This is a genomic window from Microbulbifer variabilis, assembly GCF_052467165.1.
Genome location: NZ_CP174301.1, coordinates 2458970 through 2484077, shown reverse-complemented (window position 1 = coordinate 2484077; position 25108 = coordinate 2458970). Strand labels below are relative to the sequence as shown.

Below are 25108 nucleotides of genomic sequence, written 5' to 3'. Positions count from 1 at the left end.
GAAGCTGGGTAATCGGTGTTGACCTAAAGTAAAGTTGAGGTATTAAACTACTTTGCAAAATTGATTGGCAAAGAGGAAATGAGACAAATGACCGCAGAAACACAAAGAATCAACTTGCGAGGTTACTTGGAGCGTATCGGCTATAACCGCATGCCTGCTGTTGATTTACCGACGCTCAAGGGTCTCTTATCCCATCATGTGCGGACAATTCCTTTTGAGAATGTGACATCTTTTTTAGGGGGGGCAGTAGATATTGAAATTTCCGCTATCGAGGATAAGCTCGTACGCCACTTGAGGGGGGGATACTGTTTCGAGCAGAATGCTCTCTTGCGCGCTGCTTTGCAGCAGATAGGCTTTGCAGTTATCGGCCTTGCCGCGCGTGTCCTTTGGCAAACCCCTGTGGGACATCAACCTGCACAATCACACATGATACTGTTGGTAGAAGTAGATGAAGTCCCTTACTTGTTGGATGCAGGGTTTGGCAGTAATACACTCACTGCGCCGATGCGTTTGGATTCCACAGATCTCCAGACTACTCCCCACGGCACTTATCGTTTGACCCGAACAGATAATAGAGATTACCTGTTACAGGTAAAGGTCGAGGGGGTTTGGCAAGCTATGTATAGCTTTGATTTGAGCCCCCGTACGGCTGGTGATTATAAAATCGCCAATTGGTATTGCTGCACCCACCGGGAATCCCGCTTTGTAGAACACTTGATTGCAGCGCGGGCATTTTCCGAGGGGCGACATGCTTTGATCAATCGTCAATTGAGCTACCAGCCGATTATTGGCCCCAAAAGCGTAATAATGCTCGCCAATGTTAAGGAGCTTCGCCAAACTTTGTTGGATGTATTTGGTATTGAGGTGCCGACAGGTGCCGAAGTTGATCGGAGGCTGGCCAGTATTTTTCAGGGGCAGCCTTTCCATCAAGGTACAAAAAACGTCGGTGCAACAATCAGCAGAGTAGCCTCATGATTAAGGTGGGAGTTGTTTACCATTCAGTTTGCGGCACTACCAAGGCACTCGCAGAAGCTGTTGTAAAGGGGGTTAATAATCTAACCGGGTGTGAGGGGATAGCCTTGGCTGTTGAGGGACAGCATATACGGGCAGGGCGCTTCGATAACCAAAGAATAATGGCTCAGTTGGACGAGTGTGAGGCGATTGTGCTGGGTTCGCCAACTTTTATGGGGAATGTTTCAGCGCAATTTAAGTCATTTATAGATGCTGCCAGTGATCGTTACAGTGAGCTTAAATGGGCGGACAAGTTGGCTGCGGGTTTTACTATTGGCAGCAACTACAGTGGAGATCAGCTTAATACCATCCAGGCCCTGCAGATATTTTCCTCCCAAATGGGAATGCTCTGGGTCCCTCTCGATATCTTACCTAGTCGGGATATACAAGGGAGAAATCGAGGTGGTTGCCAGTTGGGTTTGATTGCCGTAGAGGAGAGTGGGGGTGGTATTCATGAGCTGGATCGGCTAACTGCAGTATATTTGGGAGAGCGGGTCGGGCGTGTTGTCTCTAGAGGAAATTATACCGCCAGTATTTCTACGGTCGCTACCCTGCAAAGAGAGGAGGTGGAGAGAGTTTAGAGCCAATTAATTTGGCAGTCTTCTCCTGGGAGTAGTGCTTGAATTTTGGCTACTTGTTACTCATCTATCGACCTACCAAGTGCGAAGGGTTCGTAAATACCTGTGGCGCCATATGCAATTGCAAGTGAACAGCAACCTTTCGCTGCTGGATGCTTCTCCCGCAGCGAAAGGGCTGGGAATCGATTGACCCACCAATAGCATTAGCATCAAGTCTTTTATCTTTTGAATACAGCTTGGGGACTGCATATTTAGCCAACAGTAAATGTAAAAACTATACACTTACAAAGTCGTTATCATATTGTTTAACTAATTAATTTAAAAATCCGAGTATTCGGTAATCAGAAGGTAAGGTTGAAATTATATAGCGAACAAAGGGCGACTATTTGCGCTAGCAGCGGCTAAAAGAAGGGTTTGGACTTAACTTAGTAATAGCTAGCTTTGCGCGATAGAAATGATGCAACACAAGTCCTTTTTGTCTAGTCGTATCAATGCACTCAGTGATGGCGTTTTTGCTATCGCCATGACCCTGCTGGTGTTTAACATTCAAATTCCTGACTTGGTAGATATTAAGCCGGGCGAGGATTTTCAAACCAAAATGCAGCAACAGATTCCTCATATATTTTCCTGGCTATTGAGTGTTGCAATCCTTTGTCGTTTATGGCTCAACCACAATCACTTGATGGCTGATCATGAGTCTAAGTCTGTGGGCTTTACCAGCCTTAACTTTCTATTACTTGGTGCGGTTGCTTTTATTCCTTTTCCATCGGCTTTGTTGGGAGAGTATCCAGATCAAGCCTGGTCGGTAATTTTATTGTCCATCAGTTACGCAGTTGCTGCGCTGGCAATTGCAGGAATGTGGTTTATTGCTCCAAATAGAGCGAGTGTGAGTGGGAAAAGGGTGCTATTAGTGAGCATGGTCATGTTGCTGACCAGCATTTTGGCATGTCTCTTAACAATCTTTAATCCCTATTGGGGATTGGCGCTTTGGATAACGTACGTTGTGGGTATAGCTCCATTAGCTTACCTAATGGAGCGTTATGTCTTTGTCGAGGCTGATTAGTCTCTGATGGGAAAGGCCTGTACAGTGTAATACTACGGTTAACTCTTTTGTAAGGGGCAGCCGAACTCTTGCAACATTTTAATATGAGGGATTCCGGCTTCATAAAAAACAGGCCCCTCCGTTGTAAAACCAGCTTTAGCATAAAAGCCTTTGGCATGTTGTTGGGCGTGAAGGTAGACTTTGCGATAACCATGCTGTTTAGCATGATTACAGATTGCTATTAGTAGTTGAGCACCGAGTCCCAGGCCACGGGCAGCTTTGCTAATCGCCATGCGGCCAATCTTACCATCTGTTGTCAACCGACCAGTGCCAACTGGAATGCCTGTACGAAAAACCAGGAAGTGTTGTGCGCTTTCTTCTTGATCATCCCACTCCAATTCCATGGGAACATTTTGTTCTCGCACAAATACGGCTTCTCGAATTGCCCGAATTCTCTCCCTTTCACTATTCCATTCAGCTGGGCGAATGAGAGTGTCCATTTCAGAAGTCCTCAGGTGGATAGATCAATGTGCCCTGTGCAACCAGTTGATCGAGAAGGCCGCTGACTTCGGCTATTTCCGGGAAAGCTTCGATATCATTCCAGGTTACTTCATGGGAGTCAGCGAACTGTTCGGCAAATACCAGTGGGCAGGGGAAGGCCTCACCATCAACAAACAAAGTGGCTGGTTCGCGGCAAAAGGCAGCGCGGGAGGCGGGGTTTAATACCAGTTGTACTCCCTTGGGCATCTGCTCGCGCCAATCTACTGCGTCATCTGCATCCAATGCCACTGTGTCCGGGTATTTTGCTTCAGTCATAACCGCGCCAAACCACTGGGCGATTTTTTCCGGTTGCTGCAGCCACTCGCCGAGCTGTTGTTGCAGGCGGGCAACAGAGGCGGGATCAATTTCCGCTGGGTTTTTCGCCACTTCAGCACCGGCATCGGTGTAGCGCTGGCTGTCCGGTAAATCCATAGCGATTTCAGCGGCGAGATCTTCGAGGATCGCGGCGGCGGAAGGGGCGCGGAAACCAATGGAAATTGTGGTGCATCCGCCTTCGGCTATTCCCCAGTGGCTGTATTGGGGCGGCAAGTAAAGCATATCGCCGGGCTCTAGTACCCAGCTGTTTTCTGCTTCGAATTCTTTCAGGATATTGAGGGACGTTCCTTCAAGGCGAGGATTGCTTTCATCCACCTTGGGGCCTTGTTGCCACAAACGCTTGCCTTCGGCCTGGAGAAGAAACACATCGTAGTGATCGTAGTGGGGACCAACGCTGCCCTTATCGGCGGCGTAACTGATCATCACATCATCCAGGCGCCAGTCGGGGATAAAGCGGAAGAAATCTTTCAGTTCAGCAATTTCTGACATCCACTGATCGACAGCTTGTACCAGCAGGGTCCAGTGGGTTTTAGGGAGGGAAAGAAAATCTTCTTCAGTGAATGGACCTGTGCGCAGCTCCCAGGGACCGCTCTTGCCATTCTCCAATACCAAGCGAGATTCGACCGCTTCCTCCAGGGCCATACCTGCGAGTTCTTCCCCGGAAATGGGCGACTCAAAATTGGCGAAAGCATTGCGTATCAGCAGGGGTTTCTGCTGCCAATAGTCACGCATAAAAACTTCGATGGGCATGTCGCCAAGGTGGGTAAGGGGGCTGGCCACGGTAACTCTCACTGTCAGAAGGCTGGGGTTTGTGTCTGGATATTCTGAGGCTCGGAAACTATCCAGCGTACTTTTGTATTTTTTAAAAGATGACCAGCCGCACCAGGTGCGGCTGGTAGCCGGACTCGTTTAAATTTTACGAGCCTGTTCCACGGCATTACCGATATAGGATGCCGGAGTCATTTCCAGCAGATCGCTCTTGGCCTCTGCGGGAATCTCCAGGTTCTCGATAAATACTTTCAGGGTTTCACGGGTGATACCCTGGCCACGGGTGAGGGCCTTCAGTTTCTCGTAAGGCTCTTCAATGTTGTAGCGACGCATAACCGTTTGGATCGGCTCTGCCAATACTTCCCATGAATTATCCAGGTCTTCCGCCAGGCGCTCGCGGTTGATTTCCAGTTTGCCCAGGCCTTTCATGGTGGCGGCATAGGCAATGGCGGAATAGCCCGCACCCACCCCCATATTGCGCAGTACGGTGGAGTCTGTCAGGTCGCGCTGCCAGCGGGATACTGGAAGTTTGGCTGCCAGGTGCTGGAATACGGCGTTGGCGATACCCAGGTTGCCTTCGGAGTTTTCGAAGTCAATGGGGTTAACTTTGTGCGGCATGGTGGAGGAGCCAACTTCACCGGCAACGACTTTTTGCTTGAAGTAACCCAGGGAGATATAGCCCCACACATCGCGGTCAAAATCGATCAGGATGGTGTTAAAGCGGGCAACAGCGTCGAACAGCTCAGCAATGTAGTCGTGGGGCTCGATCTGGGTGGTGTAGGGGTTCCAGGTAAGGCCCAGGGAAGAAATGAATTCTTCAGCATTTTGCTCCCAATCAATATTGGGATAGGCGGACAGGTGAGCGTTGTAATTACCTACCGCGCCGTTAATTTTACCCAGTAGCGGTACCGCTTTAATCTGTGCTACCTGGCGGCGCAGGCGCGCGGCCACGTTGGCAAGTTCTTTACCAACAGTAGACGGGCTGGCTGTCTGGCCGTGAGTACGGGACAGCATGGGTACGTCGGCAAAGTCCTGGGCCAGGTCTACGATAGCGTCAATCAGGGCTTCCATCGCAGGCAACATGACGTTGTCGCGACCGGCGCGAAGCATCAGGGCGTGGGACAGGTTGTTAATGTCCTCAGAGGTGCAGGCAAAGTGTACGAATTCGCTCACTGTTGCCAGCTGGGCATTGCTGCTGATTTTATCCTTGAGGAAGTATTCAACCGCTTTTACATCGTGGTTGGTGGTGCGCTCGATTTCCTTGATGCGCTCAGCATCTTCCAGGGAGAAGTCGGCCACAATGCTATCGAGCAGCTTGTTGGCAGCTTCGTCAAACTGCTCAACTTCGGCGATCTCTTTATGTGCGGAAAGTTTTTGCAGCCAGCGTACTTCCACTTCAACGCGGGCGCGGATCAGGCCGTATTCACTGAAAATTTCACGCAGGGGGGCAGTCTTGCTCTCGTAGCGACCATCAATAGGGGATACCGCTGTGAGTGCGGAAAGCTCAACTGTCATAGTAAATCTCCGGGATTAGTGTTCTATAGATTCGATATGTGCGATCCATTCGTCGGTCGCACGCAAAAGCTTTTTGCGTTGGAACAACAGGTGTAGGCGACGCCCACCCAGCTGTCGCCATAGTGTCGCCGAGCGAACACCGGCAAACAGCATTGAGCGAATTTGATTGGCGATACGTTGCTGTTGCAGGTAGTTAAAATCGCCAAGAACCTGAATACGAAAGCGGAAGGTGCCGAGGGTGTCACTATAGGTGCTGGCCAGATTGGAAAAGATATTTTCGTGAGTCAGTGAAAAGTGTTCGGCTTGACCCTTGGCTTTCTCCAGGCGGCTGCCGATAACGGAAAGCAGGTCCTTTTTCTTGCTCAATTGTCGTTGCAAGTAGAGGACGGAGAGTGTGTAGCGCAGGCAATCTGTGTACTCGGGATGTTGCCGGGACTGCAATATTTGTTTGGAGACCTTAAGGCCGGGCAGCAGGTGCTTTGCCCCTGCAAAAATATCCTCAGTGCGGTCGGGGTTAATCTGGAAGAGGCTGTACACCCCCGTTTCCAGTTGCGCCTGGGGCGCCGTGCCAGTTTTGGCAAGGCGCTCCACCAGAGTTGCGGATTGAAAAATTCCGGCCAGTGCCAATGCCTGATCCCGCCAGTTATTCAAAATTGCTCCTTAGTGCTTCTTGTATTTTTCCGGTATGGCGGAGCCGATGCCTGTGGCTCGCTCAATAACCGCGCCACCGAGGCAAACCTCGCCATCATACAGTACCAGGGATTGACCTGGCGTGATGGCACGCTGTGGCTCATCAAACGCTACGACCAAGCTCCCATTTTCCTGTACATGCACTGTGCAGTCCTGGTCTGGTTGGCGGTAGCGGGTTTTAGCCTGGCAGCGGAATGTTTCACCTGGTGCGGCTGCGTTAATCCAGTGCGTCTGGCTAGCCTCTAAGCCAGTTGCGTATAGCAGGGGATGATGTGCGCCTTGTGCGACAATTAATACATTGCGCTCCAGGTCCTTACCCACAACATACCAGGGTTCTTCACCGGCGCCTTTTACGCCGCCGATACCCAGGCCTTGGCGCTGGCCAATGGTGTGGTACATCAGGCCCGCATGACGCCCCATTGTTTCACCTTCCGGCGTTTCCATATCCCCGGGTTGTGCGGGCAGATATTGCTCAAGAAAGTCCTTGAAGCGACGCTCACCGATAAAACAGATACCGGTGCTGTCCTTTTTATTGTGAGTAATAAAGCCATTTTCCTCGGCAATACGTCGGACTTCCGGTTTCTCCAGCTCCCCCAGCGGAAAAAGGGAGCGGGCAAACTCTTCTTCTCCAACGGCGTGCAGGAAATAGCTTTGATCCTTGTTGCCATCGAGTCCTTTGAGTAGATAGGTGCGGCCATCTATATCACGGCGGCGAGTGTAGTGCCCGGTAGCAATCGCATCAGCCCCGAGAACCTCGGCATATTCAAGGAAAACCTTAAATTTGATCTCCCGGTTACAAAGGATATCCGGGTTGGGGGTGCGTCCTTCTTTATACTCTGCCAGGAAATATTCGAATACGTGGTCCCAGTACTCTGCGGCAAAGTTAGCGGTATGTAATTTGATACCAAGCTTTTCACAGACTGCCTGGGCATCCGCCAGGTCTGCCTTGGCGGTGCAGTATTCTGTGCCGTCATCTTCATCCCAGTTTTTCATGAACAGGCCTTCCACCTGGTAGCCTTGCTGGATCAGCAGGTGTGCGGCTACAGAGGAATCCACACCGCCGGACATACCGACGATGATGCGCTTTAGCTGTTTGTTGAGGGTGGAATCAGGCATAAGAAGAACAGTCACTACTTCACTGGCATGAAAGGGGGGCGAATTTTACCTGCGAACGCCCCATTTGACCAAGACCGCTTTGATCTTCCGTTATAGATTATCGCTTTCGGCGCGGTCGATTGCGGTTGAGTGCTGGTTTTGTTCGGGGTTTGGGGGCGCCAAAAACCTCTTCTGTTCGATACTCGCCAGGCTTTAATGAGTCGAGCTTCCAGCTGCCTATCGCCACCCGGATTAGCCGCAGGGTAGGGAAGCCGACCGCTGCAGTCATCCGCCTTACCTGGCGATTCCGCCCCTCGGAAATAGTCAGCTCCAGCCAGCTGGTTGGAATCGACTTGCGTTCGCGAATTGGCGGTGTGCGGGGCCAGGGCTCCATATCAGGCAGGCGCCTGGCCTTGGCAGGTGCGGTTCGGCCATCCTTCAGGTCTACCCCTTGCCTGAGCATATAAAGAGCATCATCAGTAATTTCACCCTCCACCTGGGCCCAATAGGTCTTGGGCATCTTCCGCTTGGGGTGGCTGATTTGATGTTGTAGCGCTCCATCATCAGTCAGCAGTAGTAAACCTTCAGAATCGTAGTCCAGGCGGCCCGCCGCATAGAATCCCTTGTGCTGGATATAGTTAGCCAGAGTGGCGCGATCCTGATCATCTGTAAATTGGCTTAATACGCCAAAAGGCTTGTTGAGGAGAATAATCTTTGCCATAAGAAAAATTGAGTATTGTAATCCAACTACAAAAATTAACCGAGGCTGCTATAATCCCGCCGTTTTTTATCCCCGCCCAATGGTCCCGGGGGAGCGGTGCAAGCAACGCTGGACCTAAAAAGTCATAGAATTTTGGGAGTTTACGCAATATGGGTCATATCCAAGTGCCGGCAGACGGCGAAAAAGTTACAGTCAATTCCGACGGTTCGCTGAATGTTCCGAATCGCCCGGTTATTCCTTTCATCGAGGGTGACGGCATCGGTGTGGATATCACCCCGGTAATGCGCAAGGTGATCGACGCGTCTGTAGAAAAAGCTTTCGGCGGCGAAAAGAAAATCGAGTGGATGGAAATCTACTGCGGTGAGAAAGCGGCAGAGACTTACGCTGGCGACTGGTTCCCGGCTGAAACCCTCGAAGCGATCAAAGACTACGTTGTTAGCATTAAAGGCCCTCTGACCACTCCAGTAGGTGGAGGCTTCCGTTCCCTGAACGTTGCCCTGCGTCAGGAGCTGGATCTGTACGTATGTCAGCGCCCGGTGCGCTGGTTCAGCGGTGTACCTTCTCCGGTTAAAGAGCCGAACAAGGTAGACATGGTTATCTTCCGTGAAAACTCCGAAGATATCTACGCTGGTATCGAGTGGAAAGCCGACACTGACGAAGCTAAGAAAGTTATCAAGTTCCTGCAGGACGAGATGGGTGTTAAGAAGATCCGTTTCCCTGAGAACTGTGGTATCGGTGTTAAGCCGGTTTCTGCAGAAGGTACCAAGCGTCTCGTGCGCAAGGCTATCCAGTACGCTGTGGACCAGGATCGCGATTCTGTAACCCTGGTACACAAAGGCAACATCATGAAGTTTACCGAAGGTGCCTTCGCTGATTGGGGTTACGAGCTGGCTCGCGACGAGTTTGGCGCTCAGCCGCTGGACGGCGGCCCCTGGCACAGCTTCAAGAACCCGAAGACTGGCAAGGAAATCGTTGTTAAGGACGTAATTGCTGACGCAATGCTGCAGCAGATCCTGCTGCGTCCGGCGGAGTACGACGTAATTGCTACCCTGAACCTGAACGGTGACTACCTGTCTGACGCACTGGCTGCACAGGTTGGTGGTATTGGTATCGCTCCGGGCGCAAACCTGTCCGACGACGTTGCCCTGTTCGAAGCGACTCACGGTACTGCGCCCAAGTACGCTGGCCAGGATAAAGTTAACCCGGGCTCCCTGATTCTTTCCGCTGAGATGATGCTGCGTCACCTGGGCTGGAACGAAGCTGCTGACCTGGTAATCAAGGGTATGGAAGGTGCTATCGAAGCCAAAACTGTAACCTACGATTTCGAGCGTCTGATGGACGGTGCTGAGCTGAAGTCCTGTTCTGCGTTTGGTGACGAAGTTATCAAGCACATGGCATAAGGTGCCAAATTGGATGCCGGGCTTTGAGGCTCAGCTCCGATAGTAAAAAGGCCCTTCACTGTGCAGTGAAGGGCCTTTTTTTGCGTGCGAACTTGCCGCAATAAGGCTAGTCGAGAGCCTCCGCTTCCTTTTCTCTCACGCTCTCGGCATAGGCCGGTTCGGAGTTTGGAATGGAAGGTTTGCTGGCAGTGGGCATATCGCCCGAGGGCACAGTAGAAATATTGGCGGCGTGGTAGCCTTTATCGCCCCTGACGATATCAAAGGTGACTTGCTGACCAGCTTTCAGGGTTCGGTAGCCTTCCATCTGAATGGCGGAATAGTGCGCGAACAGATCCTCCCCTCCTTCATCTGCAAGAATAAACCCATATCCCTTTGCGTTGTTGAACCACTTCACGGTACCGGTAGGCATAACGAATTCCCTCTAATTGCCTGAGTGACCAGTTGGCCACCTTACAGAGTTTTTATATTTATTTGACCTGCGGATTAATCGACTGCGATCCTATCTGCGATTAACGGCTGTGAACGTGCAGGCACTAACTCTTGTAGTCAACTGGTATGGGAATGTCAAGAAACGCAGGTGGACTCTGTGATGTCTCTGTGTCGTTGGTCAAATAAGGTTACAATGGCAGGTTGTTGATGGTTGCGCAGGTTGCAACATCGAGGCTTTAAAAAATTCATTGATAATTGTTATGAGTATTCCGCAGATCATTACACTAAGCTCCGATATGTCAGAGGGAGACAGTTACGACTTGGAGGATTCCGATGGCGGGCTTGCACTGGAGGAGGCGCCACCCAAGTTAAAGCAGCCTCCCATGTATAAGGTCATTATGCTCAACGATGACTACACCCCCATGGACTTTGTTGTAGAGACTTTGGAACTGTTTTTTTCAGTCAACCGGGAGCGCGCCACGCAGTTGATGCTGCAAGTACACACGCGGGGAAAAGCAGTGTGCGGTGTCTATACTCGGGATATAGCGGAGACAAAGGCCGCGCAGGTCAATCAATTCGCCCAGGAGAATGAGCACCCCCTGTTATGCGAAATTGAGGCGGATGAAAGTAAAGAAGATTGATCTTGAATAGAGCTGCTTTTAAACAAGGGTCCCGTCACCTGAAGGGAATCAGCCAGGATATAGACGCCGGCAAAGGGTGCGCGCCTACCAGCGGAGTCGGCGGGAAATATTGGCGATTAGGGTTTGAGGTTTAGATGCTCAGCAAGGACTTAGAGGTAACGCTTAATCTGGCGTTCAAGGGTGCGCGCGCTAAACGGCACGAATTCATGACCGTAGAGCACCTATTGCTGGCGCTTTTGGACAATGAATCTGCGGCTGATGTGTTGCATGCCTGTGGAGCCGATCTAAGCGCGTTGCGACGTGAGTTGCTGGAGTTCGTAGACTCCACAACGCCATTAATTCCAGAGGCTGATACAGACCGTGAGACTCAGCCCACACTCGGGTTCCAGAGGGTCCTGCAAAGGGCCGTTTTCCATGTCCAGTCATCCGGTAAAAAGGAAGTCACAGGGGCTAATGTCCTCGTTGCTATTTTTTGTGAGCAGGAAAGTCAGGCTGTTTACTATCTGAAACAGCAGAGTGTTGCTCGTATTGATGTGGTGAACTACATCACCCATGGCATTTCCCGCGTAGGATCCAGTGGTAATAATCACCACCATGGCTCCGATACGACGCCTGAACAGGTTGATGAAGAGATCAGCGGGGGTGCAGAGCCAGGTGGCTCCGATCCACTGGAAAGTTATGCGACCAACCTGAACCAAGAGGCTATCCTCGGCCGCATTGACCCCCTGGTAGGGCGTGGGCCCGAAGTGGAACGGGTAACCCAGGTTCTGGCCAGGCGCCGCAAAAACAACCCGCTGCTTGTTGGTGAGTCTGGTGTTGGTAAGACCGCCATTGCTGAGGGGCTTGCTCGCCGTATAGTGGACGAAGATATTCCTGAACCGCTCAAAGACAGCACTATTTATTCCCTTGATCTTGGCTCCCTTCTGGCCGGGACAAAATACCGGGGAGATTTTGAAAAGCGCTTTAAAGCATTGTTGGCTGAATTAAAAAAGCGCGAGCACGCAGTACTGTTTATTGACGAAATTCACACGATTATCGGTGCGGGTGCGGCTTCCGGTGGAGTGATGGATGCCTCCAATCTGCTTAAGCCACTGCTTTCCAGTGGCCAGCTGCGCTGTATAGGCTCAACGACATTTACTGAGTACCGTGGGATTTTCGAAAAAGATCGGGCACTTTCCAGGCGCTTCCAGAAAATTGATGTCAGTGAGCCTTCGGTTGAAGAAACCATCCAAATCCTGCAGGGGTTACGGAGTTGTTTCGAAGACCACCACAAGGTGCGTTTTACCGATGCGGCCCTGGATGCCGCGGCACAGCTTTCCAGTCGCCATATCACCGAGCGATTCCTGCCGGATAAAGCAATTGACGTTATTGATGAGGCCGGCGCCTACCAATCCCTGCTACCTGCGGAGACTCGGAAGGAAGTAATTGGAGTTGGTGAAATTGAGTCCGTGATTGCGAAAATGGCCCGGATTCCAGCCAAGAGCGTATCGGCATCGGATAAGGAACAGTTATCCAAATTGGACGACAACCTGAAGATGGTTGTGTTTGGCCAGGATAGTGCCATTGAGGCGCTGAGTACGGCGATCAAGCTTAGCAGGGCGGGTCTCGGTGCGGAGGAGAAGCCCATAGGTTCCTTCCTCTTCTCGGGCCCAACCGGTGTCGGGAAGACTGAGCTGTGTCGCCAGTTGGCTAAAGTGATGGGAATCGAGTTGATTCGTTTCGATATGTCCGAGTATATGGAGCGCCATACGGTTTCCCGTCTGATTGGTGCTCCGCCGGGCTATGTCGGTTTTGATCAGGGCGGACTGCTGACTGATTCTGTGACCAAGCATCCCCACAGTGTTGTGTTACTGGATGAAATTGAGAAAGCACATCCAGAGGTGTTTAACCTGTTATTGCAGGTGATGGATCACGGTACTCTGACTGACAATAACGGCCGCAAGGCTGATTTCCGCAACGTTATTCTCATCATGACCACCAATGCAGGTGCTGAGCTGATGAGTCGGCGTTCTATTGGCTTTTCAAATCAGGATCACTCCACCGACGGCATGGAGGAGATCAAGAAAATGTTCACGCCGGAATTCCGCAATCGCTTGGATAGCATTATCCAGTTCGGGTCATTGCCGCTGGATGTGGTGAAGACGGTGGTGGACAAGTTTATTGTTGAGCTGCAGGCGCAACTTGATGATTCCCGCGTAACCTTGGCTGTAGATGATGAGGCCCGCGAGTGGCTGGCAATTCGTGGTTATGATGAAAAAATGGGTGCGCGTCCAATGTCACGCCTGATTCGTGACAAGCTGCGCAAGCCCCTGGCCGAAGCTGTGTTGTTCGGTGAATTGGCAGAAGAGGGTGGGCGTGTTGCGGTCACTATCGAGGGTGATGAGCTGGCGATAAAAACTGCGGTTCCAGCCTGACTTTACCTCAGGTTCAACCGAAAAAAGCCACCTTGCGGTGGCTTTTTTTTGTCTGGACAAGCGGCCCGTAAGGCACTTCCCCAGGCGAGCAGTTTAACGGGCGCGGTAAGTAATGCGGCCCTTGCTCAGGTCGTAAGGGGTGAGTTCCACCTTGACCTTATCGCCAGTGAGGATACGAATGTAGTTTTTGCGCATTTTTCCAGAGATGTGCGCAATTACCACGTGTCCGTTTTCCAGCTTTACGCGGAAAGTGGTATTTGGCAGGGTGTCAATCACCTCGCCTTCCATTTCAATATAATCGTCTTTTGCCATGCGGCAGCAACCTTCAAATAACTTGATCAGACCATTTACCCCGGTGGCGCTTTGGCCTAGCCGCGGCTTGACGGGCGAGCATTTTGCACGAAAAGGCTGAATAGAGCAAAGGGCGTGTGCTAGTGCTTTAGAGAGACTTCAGGCTCCAGCGGTTTTCCTTAAGCATTTCAATCGGTCGAAACTGGCTTTTGTAGGCCATTTTGTGGCACTGCTCTATCCAGTAACCCAGGTAGAGATTGGGGAGTCCGAGTCGCCTGGCCCATTCAATCTGGTAGAGAATGCAGTAACTGCCCAAGCTGCGCTTGTCCTCATCCGGGTCGAAGAAAGTATAGATGGCAGAGAGGCCAGCAGTGAGCAGGTCAGTAACAGCTACTGCAACCAGCTTGCCCCTAGCGCGCAACTCAATATAGCGGGTGGCTCCCCAAGCCTGGCTCAGGAAACTTCGGTATTGCTCCCGGCTGGGTGGATACATCTCTCCGTCGGCATGGCGTTGCTCAATGTAGCGAGCATACAACTCGTAGTGCTCGTCAGTATCAATAGACTCGATGTGGAAGATATCCAGGTCTCGATTGCGTTTCCAGCAGCGGCGCTGGTTGCGATCTGGTACAAACAGGTTCACCGGCACCCTTGCCGGAATGCAAGCCCTACATGTGGCACATTGTGGGCGGTATAGGTAGGCGCCACTGCGGCGGAAACCCAGCTCGGACAGACGGTTGTACAGGCGTTGGTCCACCTCTGTCTGGGGGTCCACAAATACCGTGGTGGCCTCCCGGTCCGGCAGGTAGCCGCAGGGGTGGGGCAGCGTGGCCAGCAAGCGTACAGAATCCAGTTGCGAATATTTACCCATAAGTCCAACAAAGCTTCCAAGGCTGTGGAAATGCGGGCTGTCTAATTCCGCTTTCCAGCAATTGTTCGAAATCCCTACGGCACAATTCAATGGCCCCCAGGCTGGTCAGGTGCGGGTTACTAACCTGGCAGTCGACGAGCGGGCAGCCCCACAATTCTAATTGCCGAATGAGGTGGACAAAAGCGACTTTGGAAGCGTCTGTTTCTCTGTGAAACATCGACTCGCCAAAGAACACTTTGCCAATGGCCAGTCCATAGAGTCCTCCAACAAGCTTGCCCTCTCGCCACACCTCTACAGAGTGGGCATGGCCGAGATGATGCATATCTACGTAGGCCTGGCACATCTCATCAGTGATCCAGGTGCCATCTTCGCCGGACCTGGGCGCGCGGCAGGCATCGATGACCTCCTCGAATGCCTGGTCAAATGTAACCTGAAAGGCTCCGCGGCGCAGTACTTTGCGAAGGCTTCGCCCGATCTTAAAGTCGTGGGGAATAACTACACAGCGTGGTGAGGGGCTCCACCAGAGAATGGGTTGCTCGTCGGAGTACCAGGGGAATATCCCGCGTCGGTACGCTGCGAGCAGCCAGTCTGGTGATAGGTCACCGCCAACTGCGAGCAAACCGTTGGGATCATCCAATGCCGCTCTAGTAGGGGGGAAGTCGATATGGTTTTCATCGAGCCACATCAAGCGGCTTTGGGTATTCCTTGCCACAAGCTGACTCCTGTCCGAGGAGATGGCGGGGGTCCGGGCGGAGAGATTCCACCCGGAGTGGGAGGGTGTTACTGGGCGTCCAGGAAGCGCTCGGCGTCCAGGGCTGCCATACAGCCGGTGCCGGCAGAAGTTACAGCCTGACGGTAGATATGATCAGAGACGTCACCGGCTGCAAATACGCCGGGAATGGATGTTTGGGTGGCATTACCCTCCAGGCCGCTTTGAACGATGATATAGCCACCATTCATTTCCAGCTGACCTTCAAAGATGCCGGTATTTGGCTTATGGCCAATGGCGATAAATACACCGGACACATCCAGCTCTTTGGTGGAGTCGTCCTGGGTGCTACGAACCCGCAGTCCCGTTACGCCGTTGTCATCGCCCAAAACCTCGTCCAGAGTGTGGTGCCAGCAAACCTTGATGTTGCCGTTTTCCACTTTTTCCATCAGGCGGTCCTGCAGAATTTTCTCCGCACGCAGTTCATTGCGGCGGTGAATCAGGGTTACTTCACTGGCGATATTGGACAGGTAAAGCGCCTCTTCAACGGCGGTGTTACCACCACCTACAACTGCTACTTTTTGATCGCGGTAGAAGAAACCATCGCAAGTTGCACAGGCGCTCACACCGCGCCCCTGAAAGGCTTCCTCGGACGGAAGACCTAAGTACTGGGCTGAGGCGCCAGTAGCGATGATCAGTGAGTCACAAGTGTAAGTCTCATTGCCCTTGAGGGTGAATGGGCGCTGGTTGAGGTCAACAGATTCAATGTGATCGAAAATGACCTGGGTGTCGAAACGCTCTGCGTGTTGCTGCATTTGTACCATCAAATCTGGGCCCTGTAGATCAGGGATGCCGCCCGGCCAGTTTTCAACTTCGGTTGTGGTGGTCAGCTGCCCACCTTGCTGCATACCGGTGATAACTACAGGATTCAGGTTAGCGCGGGCAGCGTAAATGGCGGCAGTGTAGCCTGCGGGGCCCGAGCCGAGAATGATCAGTCGATGATGATTTTTGCTCATGAAATTCTCTTTAAGACTGTCGGTGTGCAAAGTTTCCCAGGCGAACCGGGTTTCACAAGTCTGGCTACTTTTTGATCAGCCGAGACTATCAAGTTGGCGGATATAATAGGCGATAGTTACAAATGGGCGAAATAGTTTGCCTTAATTTGTTCCATTGGAAAGTGCTATCTGTGAGAGAGGTGTGTGACAGAGGCTCCCCCGACAGTGGTTAAATGATGACAGATCATGTGAATAAATTACCTTAGAAAGATAAGCTAATTCATTGATATATATGAAATTATATTTAATCAAAGTTAATTCTTGGAACGGAACAAGGTTGTGCCTAAAGGTTAGGCGCCAGCCAGTTTTATATTGGTTCAGATGTTGCCCTTGGATTTTAGGTAGAGGCAGGTGGGGGCCTGAGACTGTCAGCAGCAGGATAGGGCACCCCGCCCTTATTTCAGTTTGAATGAGGCAGTCCAGACCTTCGCATCAGTGAGAGATAGTGGATGACGTTTTTTCTATCCGGCCACTTTTTGTTTTGAAGCCCAGTGGACACCATCGTGCAAGCCAGCACGACCACCGGACTTGGCGGAGATCGTATCGCTCAGCCTTAAAGCCAGGTGCGATATTGTTGCGGATGGGTACAATGTCTGCACTGTGGATGTTCTTGGCGCCACAAAGATTTCCCCGGAAGTGTTGAAGTCTTCGTTAAAGACGCCAGGCATTGCCCTCCAAAAGGGATCTTTTGATGCGGTGGTGCACAAAATGGGCTTGCACTAGGTGATTAGTGTTGATCAGCCAATAGTCATTCAGGGGGCTTATTGAGATTGAAGCCTGGAGGACGGCTCATAGTTTGGGGGTTATTGCCTGGTACTGGCATTCTGCAGGCTGCTTTTATAGATTTTGTACAAAAATTCAGCATGCCAGTTCATTGTGAGTGCCAGGCGTTTGATCGCTAATTTCTCTGAGAGAATCAGTTGCTATGGCACTTCAAGAGTGCTGACTTTGATGAAGTAGTACAAGTTTCTGTACTGTCTATCGTTTTAGTATGGAAGCCATACTGGGTGCTGAATTGGCCGAAGACCGCAGTAAATTGGTTGCTTTGAACCGGTTTGCGCGAAATAGGATACCGGTGAGCTTAAGACATGGGGCATCCTGGAAGGAAAGTGGGGAGGATCCATCTATCAAGGTATCTACTGCTTCTTTCGCGCATATAAGCCAAGTTGGCGAAAAACAAATGTGCACAATCCGCGAGCGAACTAACTGAATGTTACTCATAAAAAGACTAGGGTAGAGAGCTGGATAGAAAACTGGGTCAAAGTTAGATGGTAAGGCTGGCCCCAGCTGAGCTGAAAAGCTTTATATTTAGCCAATCTTCAAAAAATCGGCATAAATTTTAGACAGGTGCCGGTTTTGCTAATCATTCTACAAACAACAAATTAGTATTGAGGTAAGCCATTGAAGGCCGAAAGTGCTACTGAAGAGACCTCTGACAAGAGCGGTGCTTTGCCGGATTCACTGATCGCCCGTTTGATTCGCGAAGGCGCATTGATCAGTTTACTAGCTGGGGCGTTATTACTCGCGATCAGTCTGCTGAGTTACGACTCTCAGGATCCCGGTTGGTCCCATACCGGGCAGTCCAGTCAAATTCACAATGCTATCGGCCCAGCTGGCGCTTGGCTTGCGGATGTATGTTTGTCATTGCTTGGTTGGATGGCTTACATATTTCCATTGCTGATCGGCTTGCGCGCATACCGTATTTTGCGTGATCGCAATGCTCGCTTCCATGGTCCTCTCTTTGCCCTCAGGGTTTTTGGATTAATCCTGGTGTTGGTCAGTGGCGCAGCGTTGGCGACATTATGTTTTGCTCCAGCGGACAACCCGTTACCGTTTTCCAATGGTGGAATTATAGGTGCAGCGCTTTCCAGTGCTACCGGTGCAAGCCTTGGTTATGTGGGAGCCACAATTTTATTACTGGCGATATTTGCTATTGGCATTACCGTGTTTACAGGCTTGTCCTGGCTAAAATTGGCGGAATCTATTGGGCGCAACGTGCTGGGATTGTTTGCTCTGCTCATTAGTTTTTATAAGCGCTGGCGCCAAAAACGAACCGAGGTGCGGGTAGCGCGTGAGGCCATAGTGGTGCGCAAAGCTGCGGTAGAAGAAGAAAAGCAACGTACAGCGAAGCGAATCCCGCCGAAGATTGAAGCCACAGCACCCAAGCCCAAGCAAAGCCCGCGTGCAGCCAAAGAGAAACAGGGAGAGCTTTTTAAAAGTGGTCCTGTTACCGGTACTTTGCCGCCTCTGGGATTATTGGACCCTGCCGACCAAAACAAGAAAGCAGGCTTCTCACGAGAGTCTTTGGAGGCCCTATCCCGGCTGCTTGAGTTAAAGCTAAAGGATTTCGGAGTGGTCGCTGAGGTGGTATCTGTTTTACCTGGTCCGGTGGTAACTCGCTTTGAAATCCAGCCAGCTCCAGGAGTGAAAGTCAGTAAAATTTCCAACCTGGCCAAAGACTTGGCGCGCTCCCTGGCGGTGATTAGTGTGCGCGTTGTGGAGGTAATTCCTGGCAAGTCAGTGGTGGGAATTGAGATTCCTAATGAGAATCGCCAGATGGTGCGTCTTAGTGAGGTGTTATCGGCAGATGTTTACGATAATGCCAAGTCGCCATTAACCCTGGCCCTGGGCCACGATATTTCCGGGCAGCCTGTAGTGGCTGATCTTGCGAAGATGCCACACCTTCTTGTAGCCGGGACTACCGGCTCCGGTAAGTCGGTCGGCATCAATGTAATGTTGCTCAGTCTGCTCTACAAGTCGACTCCTGAAGAGGTCCGCCTGATTTTGGTAGATCCAAAGATGTTGGAGTTGTCTGTTTATGAGGGTATCCCCCACCTTCTTACACCGGTTATTACTGATATGAATGATGCAGCCAATGGTCTGCGCTGGTGTGTTGGTGAAATGGAGCGCCGCTATAAGCTGATGGCTGCGATGGGTGTGCGCAACCTGGCAGGTTTTAACCGCAAGGTGAAGGAGGCGGAAGAAACTGGGGAGCCACTTCTCGACCCATTGTGGCAACCGGATCCTGCTCTGAGCGTGCCCGAAGAGGATCAGACCGCTCCAGCGCTGAAATCGCTTCCCGCTATCGTGGTGGTTATCGATGAATTTGCCGACATGATGATGATTGTCGGTAAAAAAGTGGAGCAGTTGATTGCGCGCATCGCGCAGAAGGCCCGTGCCGCAGGAATTCACTTGCTACTCGCGACCCAGCGCCCCTCAGTAGATGTGATTACTGGTTTGATCAAGGCAAATGTGCCTACCCGTATTGGTTTCCAGGTTTCTTCTAAAGTGGATTCTCGCACTATTCTCGATCAGGGTGGTGCTGAGCAGCTACTCGGGCACGGTGATATGTTGTACCTGCCCCCCGGCAGTGGTGTGCCTGTGCGGGTACATGGTGCTTTCGTGGATGACCATGAGGTGCATAAGGTAGTTGCAGATTGGGGGCGTCGCGGACAGCCAGATTATATTGATGGCATCATTGATGACAGCAATAACAGTATCCCAGTACCCGGCCTGCAATCTGAGGGAGGGGAGGATGAAGACCCAGAGGCTGATGCCCTCTATGATGAGGCGGTAGCCTTTGTAACAAAATCCCGGAAAGCCTCTATATCTTCTGTGCAGCGCCAATTGCGTATCGGCTACAATCGGGCCGCGCGAATTATCGACGCCATGGAGGCTGCTGGTGTTGTTTCCCCTGCGGGGCATAATGGCAACCGAGAGGTATTGGCACCGCCTCCCGCTTAAGCTGAAGAGTCCAAGGGGAGGTGGGGGTTAAGCTACAGTTCACTTGGCTGCGGCTAACCTTTAAGGAAATCAACACACTGGAATTCAATTATGAAAAGTGTTCTGCGCAACTTATTACTAAGTTTGACCGTTGCGACCAGTGCCGCCTGGGCCGATGCTACCGATGATCTCAGCAAACAGTTGCAGCCACTGGCGGCGCTGTCTGGAAACTTCAAGCAGACCCTTATTGATGAGCGCGGGAAGGTAACCCAGGAGAGCAACGGTAACTTCTCTGTGCAACGGCCGGGAAAGCTCCGCTGGAAAACAGGGGAACCCTATGCGCAATTGTTGGTTACCAACAATAAAACCCTGTGGCTTTACGACCCGGACCTGGAGCAGGTAACCGTGCGGCCGGTTGACACCCGCATTAAGGAAACTCCGGCGTTGTTGCTTGGAGGCAAAGTAGAAGAGATCCGTAAATCCTTTGATGTAAATCTCAAAGATGGTGTTTATCACCTGACTCCCAAAAACCCCAAAGCCCCTTTTAAGGCAATGGAAATCCACTTTGCTAAGGATGGCTTGCCTGATTCCATGACTGTGCGTGATGGAATGGGGCAGACCACCAAAATTAAATTTAGCGGTATGAAGGCAAACCCGAAATTGTCCGATTCTATATTTAACTTTAAACCGCCAGCTGGTACCGACATTATCAAAGATGAGTGATCTGTTTCATTCCCCTCAAAGACACCAACCCCTGGCTGCTCGTATGCGGCCTAACTCTCTGGCCTCTTATGTGGGCCAGTCGCATTTATTGGGGGAGGGAAAACCGTTGCGCGAGGCGGTGGAGCGTGGTCAGCTGCACTCAATGATTCTTTGGGGGCCACCGGGAGTGGGTAAAACTACTTTCGCCCGATTACTCGCCCAGGAGTGTGATGCTCGCTTTGCCACACTTTCTGCCGTACTGGCTGGAGTAAAGGATATTCGCCAGGCAGTAGCGGAGGCCGAGCAACACAGGATGCAATCCAGCCGCGGCACTATCCTTTTTGTGGATGAGGTTCATCGTTTCAATAAGGCCCAGCAGGATGCGTTTCTTCCCTATGTGGAGGAGGGCACTGTAACTTTCGTTGGCGCCACCACCGAGAACCCCGCTTTCGAGTTAAATAATGCGCTCCTATCGAGGTGCCGAGTTTATCTGTTACGCAGCATTCCCGAAGATGATCTAGCGGGCCTTTTGCAGCGTGCATTGAGAACCGATCAACAGTTGCTCGACCGCAATACCTGTGTACCAGATGAGTTGTTGCTCAAGATTGCGCGTGCGGCCGATGGCGATGCGCGCAGTGCGCTCAATCTACTCGAGGTGGCCTGTGACCTCGCCAAAGAGCAGTCGGGACAGTTGGTTGTCGATGAAAGTGTACTTGCTGAAGTGCTCAGCGCTGATGTGCGTCGTTTCGATAAAGGTGGTGATTATTTTTACGATCAGATTTCTGCCATGCATAAGTCTGTACGTGGTTCCGATCCAGATGCTGCACTTTATTGGTTTATACGGATGCTGGATGGTGGTTGTGATCCACTTTACGTCGCCCGCAGAGTGGTGCGTATGGCCAGTGAGGACATAGGCAACGCAGACCCGCGCGCATTACAGTTAGCTCTCAACGCCTGGGATGTGCAGGAGAGACTTGGCAGCCCAGAGGGGGAATTGGCAATCGCCCAGGCGATTACGTATCTCGCTGTGGCAGCGAAAAGCAATGCAGTCTATTCGGCTTATAAGCGCGCAGTTGCAGATGTACGTCGCGAGCCTAGCTACGATGTGCCGGTCCACTTGCGCAACGCGCCCACCAAGCTGGCAAAAAGCTTGTCCCATGGAGCTGAGTATCGCTATGCACATGACGAGCCCGATGCCTTTGCCGCGGGAGAAAACTATTTTCCAGAAGAAATTGCGGATCGCCAGTATTACCAGCCTGTCCCGCGGGGGCTGGAATTGAAGATCGCTGAAAAATTGCAGATGCTGCGCCGTCTCAATAGCGAGAGTGGCCAGCAGCGCTACAAATTCAAGCCATAGGTATTAGGGGGAAGCAGTAATGCAGTGGCTGGCTATTGCCGTTGGCGGTGCTCTCGGGGCAATCTTTCGCCACTTGGTTACTATATGGTGCTATCCGGTATTCAACGGTAAATTCCCCCTGGGTACCTTGGTGGTTAACCTTGTCGGTTCATTTTTAATCGGAATTGCCTATATATTGATCACTCACCGTGCAATGCTCGGGGAGGAATGGCGACTCCTGTTAATGACCGGGTTGTTTGGTGCCCTAACTACCTTTTCCACTTTCTCCCTAGAAAGCTTGATACTGTGGCACAATGGCCAGCCATTGGTGGCAATTGGCTATGTTGTCGGCAGCCTGGTGAGTTGTCTGTTAGCCACTGGAGCCGCTGTCGCCTTGGCGACACGCTATTTTTAACCCAAGTTTATTTAATTTTAAGTTGTAGGAGCCTGATAGCAGGCGAACTGGAAACGATGCTCGATCCCAAACTGATTCGCACGGATATGGACCAAGTGGCCGCAGCTCTAAAAAAGCGTGGTGTAGAACTGGATACTGCCAAACTGGAAGCCCTTGAGGAGCGCCGCAAAGAATTGCAGGTGCGCACTGAGAGCTTGCAAAGCGAGCGCAATAGTAAATCGAAAAATATTGGCCGTGCTAAGGCCAATGGTGAAGATATTGCGCCCTTGCTGAAAGAAGTGGAGTCCCTTGGGGGGGAGCTGCAAAATGCCAAGCATGCATTGACTGAGTTACAGGAAGAACTCGATGCGATCCTGTCGGCAATCCCGAACCTGCCAGATGCATCTGTGCCTGAGGGCGAGAACGAAGATGATAACGTTGAGGTTCGTCGCTGGGGGCAGCCACGCGCATTCGGCTTCGAAGTTAAGGATCATGTGGATCTTGGAACCCAGTTGGGTGGCTTAGATTTCGAAATGGCCGCAAAGCTGACAGGCTCACGTTTTGCCGTAATGTCTGGCGAGGTCGCACGTCTGCACCGAGCCTTGGCGCAATTCATGCTGGATACCCATATCGAAGAGCATGGTTACCAGGAAACTAATGTACCGGTAGTTGTGAACAGTGACTCCCTCTACGGTACTTCTCAGCTACCCAAGTTTGAAGAAGACCTGTTCAAGCTTAAAGATGAACGTGGTTTCTACCTGATTCCAACTGCGGAAGTCCCACTAACCAATATGTACAGAGATCATATTGTTGAGGATGCAGAAACCCTGCCGCACAAACTGGTTGCTCACACGACTTGTTTTCGGTCTGAAGCAGGCTCCCACGGTCGTGACACCCGCGGCATGATTCGCCAGCACCAGTTTGAAAAAGTGGAACTGGTTTGGGTAACACGTCCGGAACAATCTGAAGAGGCTCTGGAAACCCTTACACAGAATGCAGAAACCATTCTGCAAAAACTCAATCTGCCATATCGCACTGTAGTGTTGTGCGGTGGCGATATTGGCTTCGCCGCCCGCAAGACCTACGATATCGAAGTTTGGATACCTTCCCAGGATAAATACCGCGAGATTTCCTCCTGTTCTCTAGTAGGTGATTTTCAGGCCCGCCGTATGAAAGCCCGCTGGCGCAATCCGGAAACTGGTAAACCGGAGCTGGTGCATACCCTGAATGGATCAGGGCTCGCAGTGGGACGAACCCTGATCGCGGTTTTGGAAAACTACCAGCGCGAGGATGGCAGCATTGAGATTCCTGAAGTGCTGCGTCCCTATATGCGCGGCCAGGAAGTTATCTCAGCTTCCTAAGGGCAGTTATCTGAAAGGGTGGGCTTTGTGCTTGCCCTTTTTTGTTGCCGGAACTTATTTTGCTCCGCCTGCTATTTGATGGAATAAAAAGTTGCGCTATTTACCCCTCGCATTTGATGTCAGACAACGCCCCTGCCTAATAGTTGGCGGTGGTTCTATTGCCACCCGTAAAGCGCGTTTGCTCAGTAAAGCTGGTGCGCGCTTGTTAGTGGTTTCCCCAGATATTACCGATGAGCTTCGCCAACTGGTGACAGATTCAGCTGGGGAATGGTTTGAGGCTGGTTATTCTGCTGAATATTTGCAGCGAACAGAACTGGTTGTGGCGGCATCTGACAGTACGGAAGTCAATGCGCAGGTTTCTGCCGATGCGCAGGCCGTACGCTTACCCGTTAATGCAGTGGATGCTCCGGATCTGTGTACTTTCACTTTCCCGGCAATTGTGGAGCGCGGGGATCTATCTATAGGGATCAGCAGCGGAGGAGCTGCCCCGGTCCTGGCACGAAGAATTCGTGCCCAGCTTGAGGCCTTGCTATCGCCGAGTGTCGCGTCCTTGGTGGACTTAGCTTCCCGGATGCGCGCTAAAGTTAAAGCGGCACTGCCAGAAAGCCGGCGTAAGAATTTCTGGGAGTGGGTATTTGCCGGGCCCGTCGCCAGTCGAATGGAAGCAGGCCAGCTGGCAGATGCAGAGAGAGAGCTACTTGAAGCGTTACAAGAGTGGCAAGGCAGCCCCAACCCAGTAGGAGAAGTTTACTTAGTGGGTGGGGGACCAGGAGATCCCGATCTTCTTACTTTTCGTGCATTGCGCCTGATGCAGCAGGCGGATGTTGTACTTTACGATCGTTTAGTATCTCCAGAGGTACTTGAGTTGGTACGTCGGGACGCCGAACGCATTTACGTTGGAAAAAGGAAGGCGTTTCACTCGGTGCCCCAGGATGATATCAACCAGCTACTGGTTGACTTGGCGAGTAAGGGGAAAAAGGTGTTGCGCCTGAAAGGCGGGGACCCCTTTATCTTTGGTCGCGGCGGCGAAGAGATCGATAGGCTGGCTGGAGCGGGAATCCCATTCCAGGTAGTACCGGGTATTACTGCGGCTGCGGGTTGTGCGAGCTATGCGGGTATTCCCTTGACGCATCGAGATCATGCCCAGTCGGTACGATTTGTCACCGGACATTTAAAGGAGGGCAATCTCGACCTGCCTTGGAGTGATTTGGCGTCGCCAGGCCAAACATTGGTTTTCTACATGGGCCTGACAGGGCTGCAGACAATTTGTACCGAGCTGACCCGTCATGGGTTGCCACCTGAAACACCTGCAGCTCTGATTGAAAAGGGGACTACGCGGGCGCAGAGAGTGACTGTGGGAGACCTCTCCACATTGCCAGCGCTGGCAGAAGAAAAAGCTGTGCGCGCCCCAACCCTGACCATTATCGGTGGAGTCGTCAGTTTGCATGAGAAGCTGAACTGGTACCAGCCTGGCTGAGAAAGTAGCCTG

At 51.7% G+C, this 25108-nt stretch carries 24 protein-coding genes; 12 read left to right on the top strand and 12 right to left on the bottom strand.

Annotated features, from left to right (window positions below):
- The first annotated feature begins 87 nt into the window (after positions 1 to 87).
- The 3 genes from ACJJIP_RS10990 (at position 88) to ACJJIP_RS10980 (ending at position 2652) form a co-directional block, all read left to right on the top strand.
- Positions 88 to 975: an arylamine N-acetyltransferase family protein gene (locus tag ACJJIP_RS10990; protein WP_020415250.1), complete on the top strand. Its 888-nt coding sequence runs from the start codon at positions 88 to 90 to the stop codon at positions 973 to 975.
- Positions 972 to 1592 (top strand): flavodoxin family protein, encoded by a 621-nt coding sequence (locus ACJJIP_RS10985; protein WP_282950722.1) that lies wholly within the window; start codon positions 972 to 974, stop codon positions 1590 to 1592. Before ACJJIP_RS10990 ends, ACJJIP_RS10985 begins: the two co-directional genes overlap by 4 nt.
- Before the next feature lie 451 nt (positions 1593 to 2043).
- Entirely contained in the window at positions 2044 to 2652 is a 609-nt protein-coding gene (locus tag ACJJIP_RS10980; protein ID WP_083922847.1) for a TMEM175 family protein, read from the top strand.
- 38 nt (positions 2653 to 2690) lie between these two features.
- On the opposite strand, the gene ACJJIP_RS10975 is transcribed toward ACJJIP_RS10980, so the two are convergent.
- The 6 genes from ACJJIP_RS10975 to ACJJIP_RS10950 all read right to left on the bottom strand — a co-directional run bounded on the left by ACJJIP_RS10975 (position 2691) and on the right by ACJJIP_RS10950 (position 8296).
- Positions 2691 to 3131: a GNAT family N-acetyltransferase gene (locus ACJJIP_RS10975; RefSeq protein WP_020415253.1), complete on the bottom strand. Its 441-nt coding sequence runs from the start codon at positions 3129 to 3131 to the stop codon at positions 2691 to 2693.
- Between the two features lies 1 nt (position 3132).
- Entirely contained in the window at positions 3133 to 4287 is a 1155-nt protein-coding gene (locus ACJJIP_RS10970; protein ID WP_020415254.1) for a cupin domain-containing protein, read from the bottom strand.
- A 129-nt stretch (positions 4288 to 4416) separates the two neighbouring features.
- Positions 4417 to 5790 carry an adenylosuccinate lyase gene (gene purB / locus ACJJIP_RS10965; protein WP_444945110.1) on the bottom strand — a complete coding sequence of 458 codons (1374 nt, stop codon included), beginning with the start codon at positions 5788 to 5790 and terminating at the stop codon, positions 4417 to 4419.
- 15 nt (positions 5791 to 5805) lie between these two features.
- Entirely contained in the window at positions 5806 to 6441 is a 636-nt protein-coding gene (gene hflD, locus ACJJIP_RS10960; protein WP_020415256.1) for a high frequency lysogenization protein HflD, read from the bottom strand.
- 9 nt (positions 6442 to 6450) lie between these two features.
- Entirely contained in the window at positions 6451 to 7596 is a 1146-nt protein-coding gene (mnmA, locus tag ACJJIP_RS10955) for a tRNA 2-thiouridine(34) synthase MnmA (protein ID WP_444945109.1), read from the bottom strand.
- A 97-nt stretch (positions 7597 to 7693) separates the two neighbouring features.
- A complete protein-coding gene (locus ACJJIP_RS10950) occupies positions 7694 to 8296 on the bottom strand; it encodes a pseudouridine synthase (RefSeq protein WP_020415258.1) in 603 nt (200 codons plus the stop codon).
- A gap of 149 nt (positions 8297 to 8445) precedes the next feature.
- On the opposite strand from ACJJIP_RS10950, the gene icd reads away from it, so the two are divergent.
- Complete coding sequence (gene icd, locus ACJJIP_RS10945) at positions 8446 to 9696, top strand: NADP-dependent isocitrate dehydrogenase (protein ID WP_020415259.1); 1251 nt, start codon at positions 8446 to 8448, stop codon at positions 9694 to 9696.
- A 106-nt stretch (positions 9697 to 9802) separates the two neighbouring features.
- Here icd and cspD read toward each other — a convergent pair whose 3' ends face one another.
- On the bottom strand, positions 9803 to 10105 hold the full coding sequence (gene cspD / locus ACJJIP_RS10940) for a cold shock domain-containing protein CspD (protein WP_444945108.1): 303 nt from the start codon (positions 10103 to 10105) through the stop codon (positions 9803 to 9805).
- Between the two features lie 280 nt (positions 10106 to 10385).
- Between cspD and clpS the strand changes: the two genes are divergently transcribed.
- A complete protein-coding gene (gene clpS, locus ACJJIP_RS10935; RefSeq protein WP_020415261.1) occupies positions 10386 to 10766 on the top strand; it encodes an ATP-dependent Clp protease adapter ClpS in 381 nt (126 codons plus the stop codon).
- A gap of 134 nt (positions 10767 to 10900) precedes the next feature.
- The gene (gene clpA / locus ACJJIP_RS10930) at positions 10901 to 13180 is read left to right on the top strand and encodes an ATP-dependent Clp protease ATP-binding subunit ClpA (RefSeq protein ID WP_020415262.1); all 2280 of its coding nucleotides are present in this window, start codon (positions 10901 to 10903) and stop codon (positions 13178 to 13180) included.
- Between the two features lie 93 nt (positions 13181 to 13273).
- Here clpA and infA read toward each other — a convergent pair whose 3' ends face one another.
- From infA to ACJJIP_RS10905, 5 genes are all read right to left on the bottom strand, one after another.
- Entirely contained in the window at positions 13274 to 13492 is a 219-nt protein-coding gene (gene infA, locus ACJJIP_RS10925) for a translation initiation factor IF-1 (RefSeq protein WP_010130378.1), read from the bottom strand.
- 127 nt (positions 13493 to 13619) lie between these two features.
- The gene (locus ACJJIP_RS10920; RefSeq protein ID WP_020415263.1) at positions 13620 to 14339 is read right to left on the bottom strand and encodes an arginyltransferase; all 720 of its coding nucleotides are present in this window, start codon (positions 14337 to 14339) and stop codon (positions 13620 to 13622) included.
- The gene (aat, locus tag ACJJIP_RS10915) at positions 14332 to 15024 is read right to left on the bottom strand and encodes a leucyl/phenylalanyl-tRNA--protein transferase (protein ID WP_444902641.1); all 693 of its coding nucleotides are present in this window, start codon (positions 15022 to 15024) and stop codon (positions 14332 to 14334) included. The genes ACJJIP_RS10920 and aat overlap by 8 nt, the downstream gene beginning before the upstream one ends.
- 95 nt (positions 15025 to 15119) lie before the next feature.
- Positions 15120 to 16064 (bottom strand): thioredoxin-disulfide reductase, encoded by a 945-nt coding sequence (gene trxB, locus ACJJIP_RS10910; protein ID WP_444945107.1) that lies wholly within the window; start codon positions 16062 to 16064, stop codon positions 15120 to 15122.
- Positions 16065 to 16564: 500 nt separating this feature from the next.
- Entirely contained in the window at positions 16565 to 16771 is a 207-nt protein-coding gene (locus ACJJIP_RS10905) for a hypothetical protein (RefSeq protein ID WP_444945106.1), read from the bottom strand.
- Positions 16772 to 17504: 733 nt separating this feature from the next.
- Here ACJJIP_RS10905 and ACJJIP_RS10900 point away from each other — a divergent pair.
- From ACJJIP_RS10900 to cysG, 6 genes are all read left to right on the top strand, one after another.
- A complete protein-coding gene (locus tag ACJJIP_RS10900; protein ID WP_444945105.1) occupies positions 17505 to 19847 on the top strand; it encodes a DNA translocase FtsK in 2343 nt (780 codons plus the stop codon).
- Between the two features lie 90 nt (positions 19848 to 19937).
- Positions 19938 to 20549: an outer membrane lipoprotein periplasmic chaperone LolA gene (gene lolA, locus ACJJIP_RS10895; RefSeq protein WP_020415268.1), complete on the top strand. Its 612-nt coding sequence runs from the start codon at positions 19938 to 19940 to the stop codon at positions 20547 to 20549.
- The gene (locus ACJJIP_RS10890; RefSeq protein WP_444945104.1) at positions 20542 to 21885 is read left to right on the top strand and encodes a replication-associated recombination protein A; all 1344 of its coding nucleotides are present in this window, start codon (positions 20542 to 20544) and stop codon (positions 21883 to 21885) included. Before lolA ends, ACJJIP_RS10890 begins: the two co-directional genes overlap by 8 nt.
- A 19-nt stretch (positions 21886 to 21904) precedes the next feature.
- Positions 21905 to 22279 carry a fluoride efflux transporter CrcB gene (crcB, locus tag ACJJIP_RS10885; protein ID WP_444945103.1) on the top strand — a complete coding sequence of 125 codons (375 nt, stop codon included), beginning with the start codon at positions 21905 to 21907 and terminating at the stop codon, positions 22277 to 22279.
- Positions 22280 to 22335: 56 nt separating this feature from the next.
- Entirely contained in the window at positions 22336 to 23619 is a 1284-nt protein-coding gene (gene serS / locus ACJJIP_RS10880; protein ID WP_282950714.1) for a serine--tRNA ligase, read from the top strand.
- A 91-nt stretch (positions 23620 to 23710) separates the two neighbouring features.
- Entirely contained in the window at positions 23711 to 25096 is a 1386-nt protein-coding gene (gene cysG / locus ACJJIP_RS10875) for a siroheme synthase CysG (protein WP_020415272.1), read from the top strand.
- Positions 25097 to 25108: the final 12 nt, after the last annotated feature.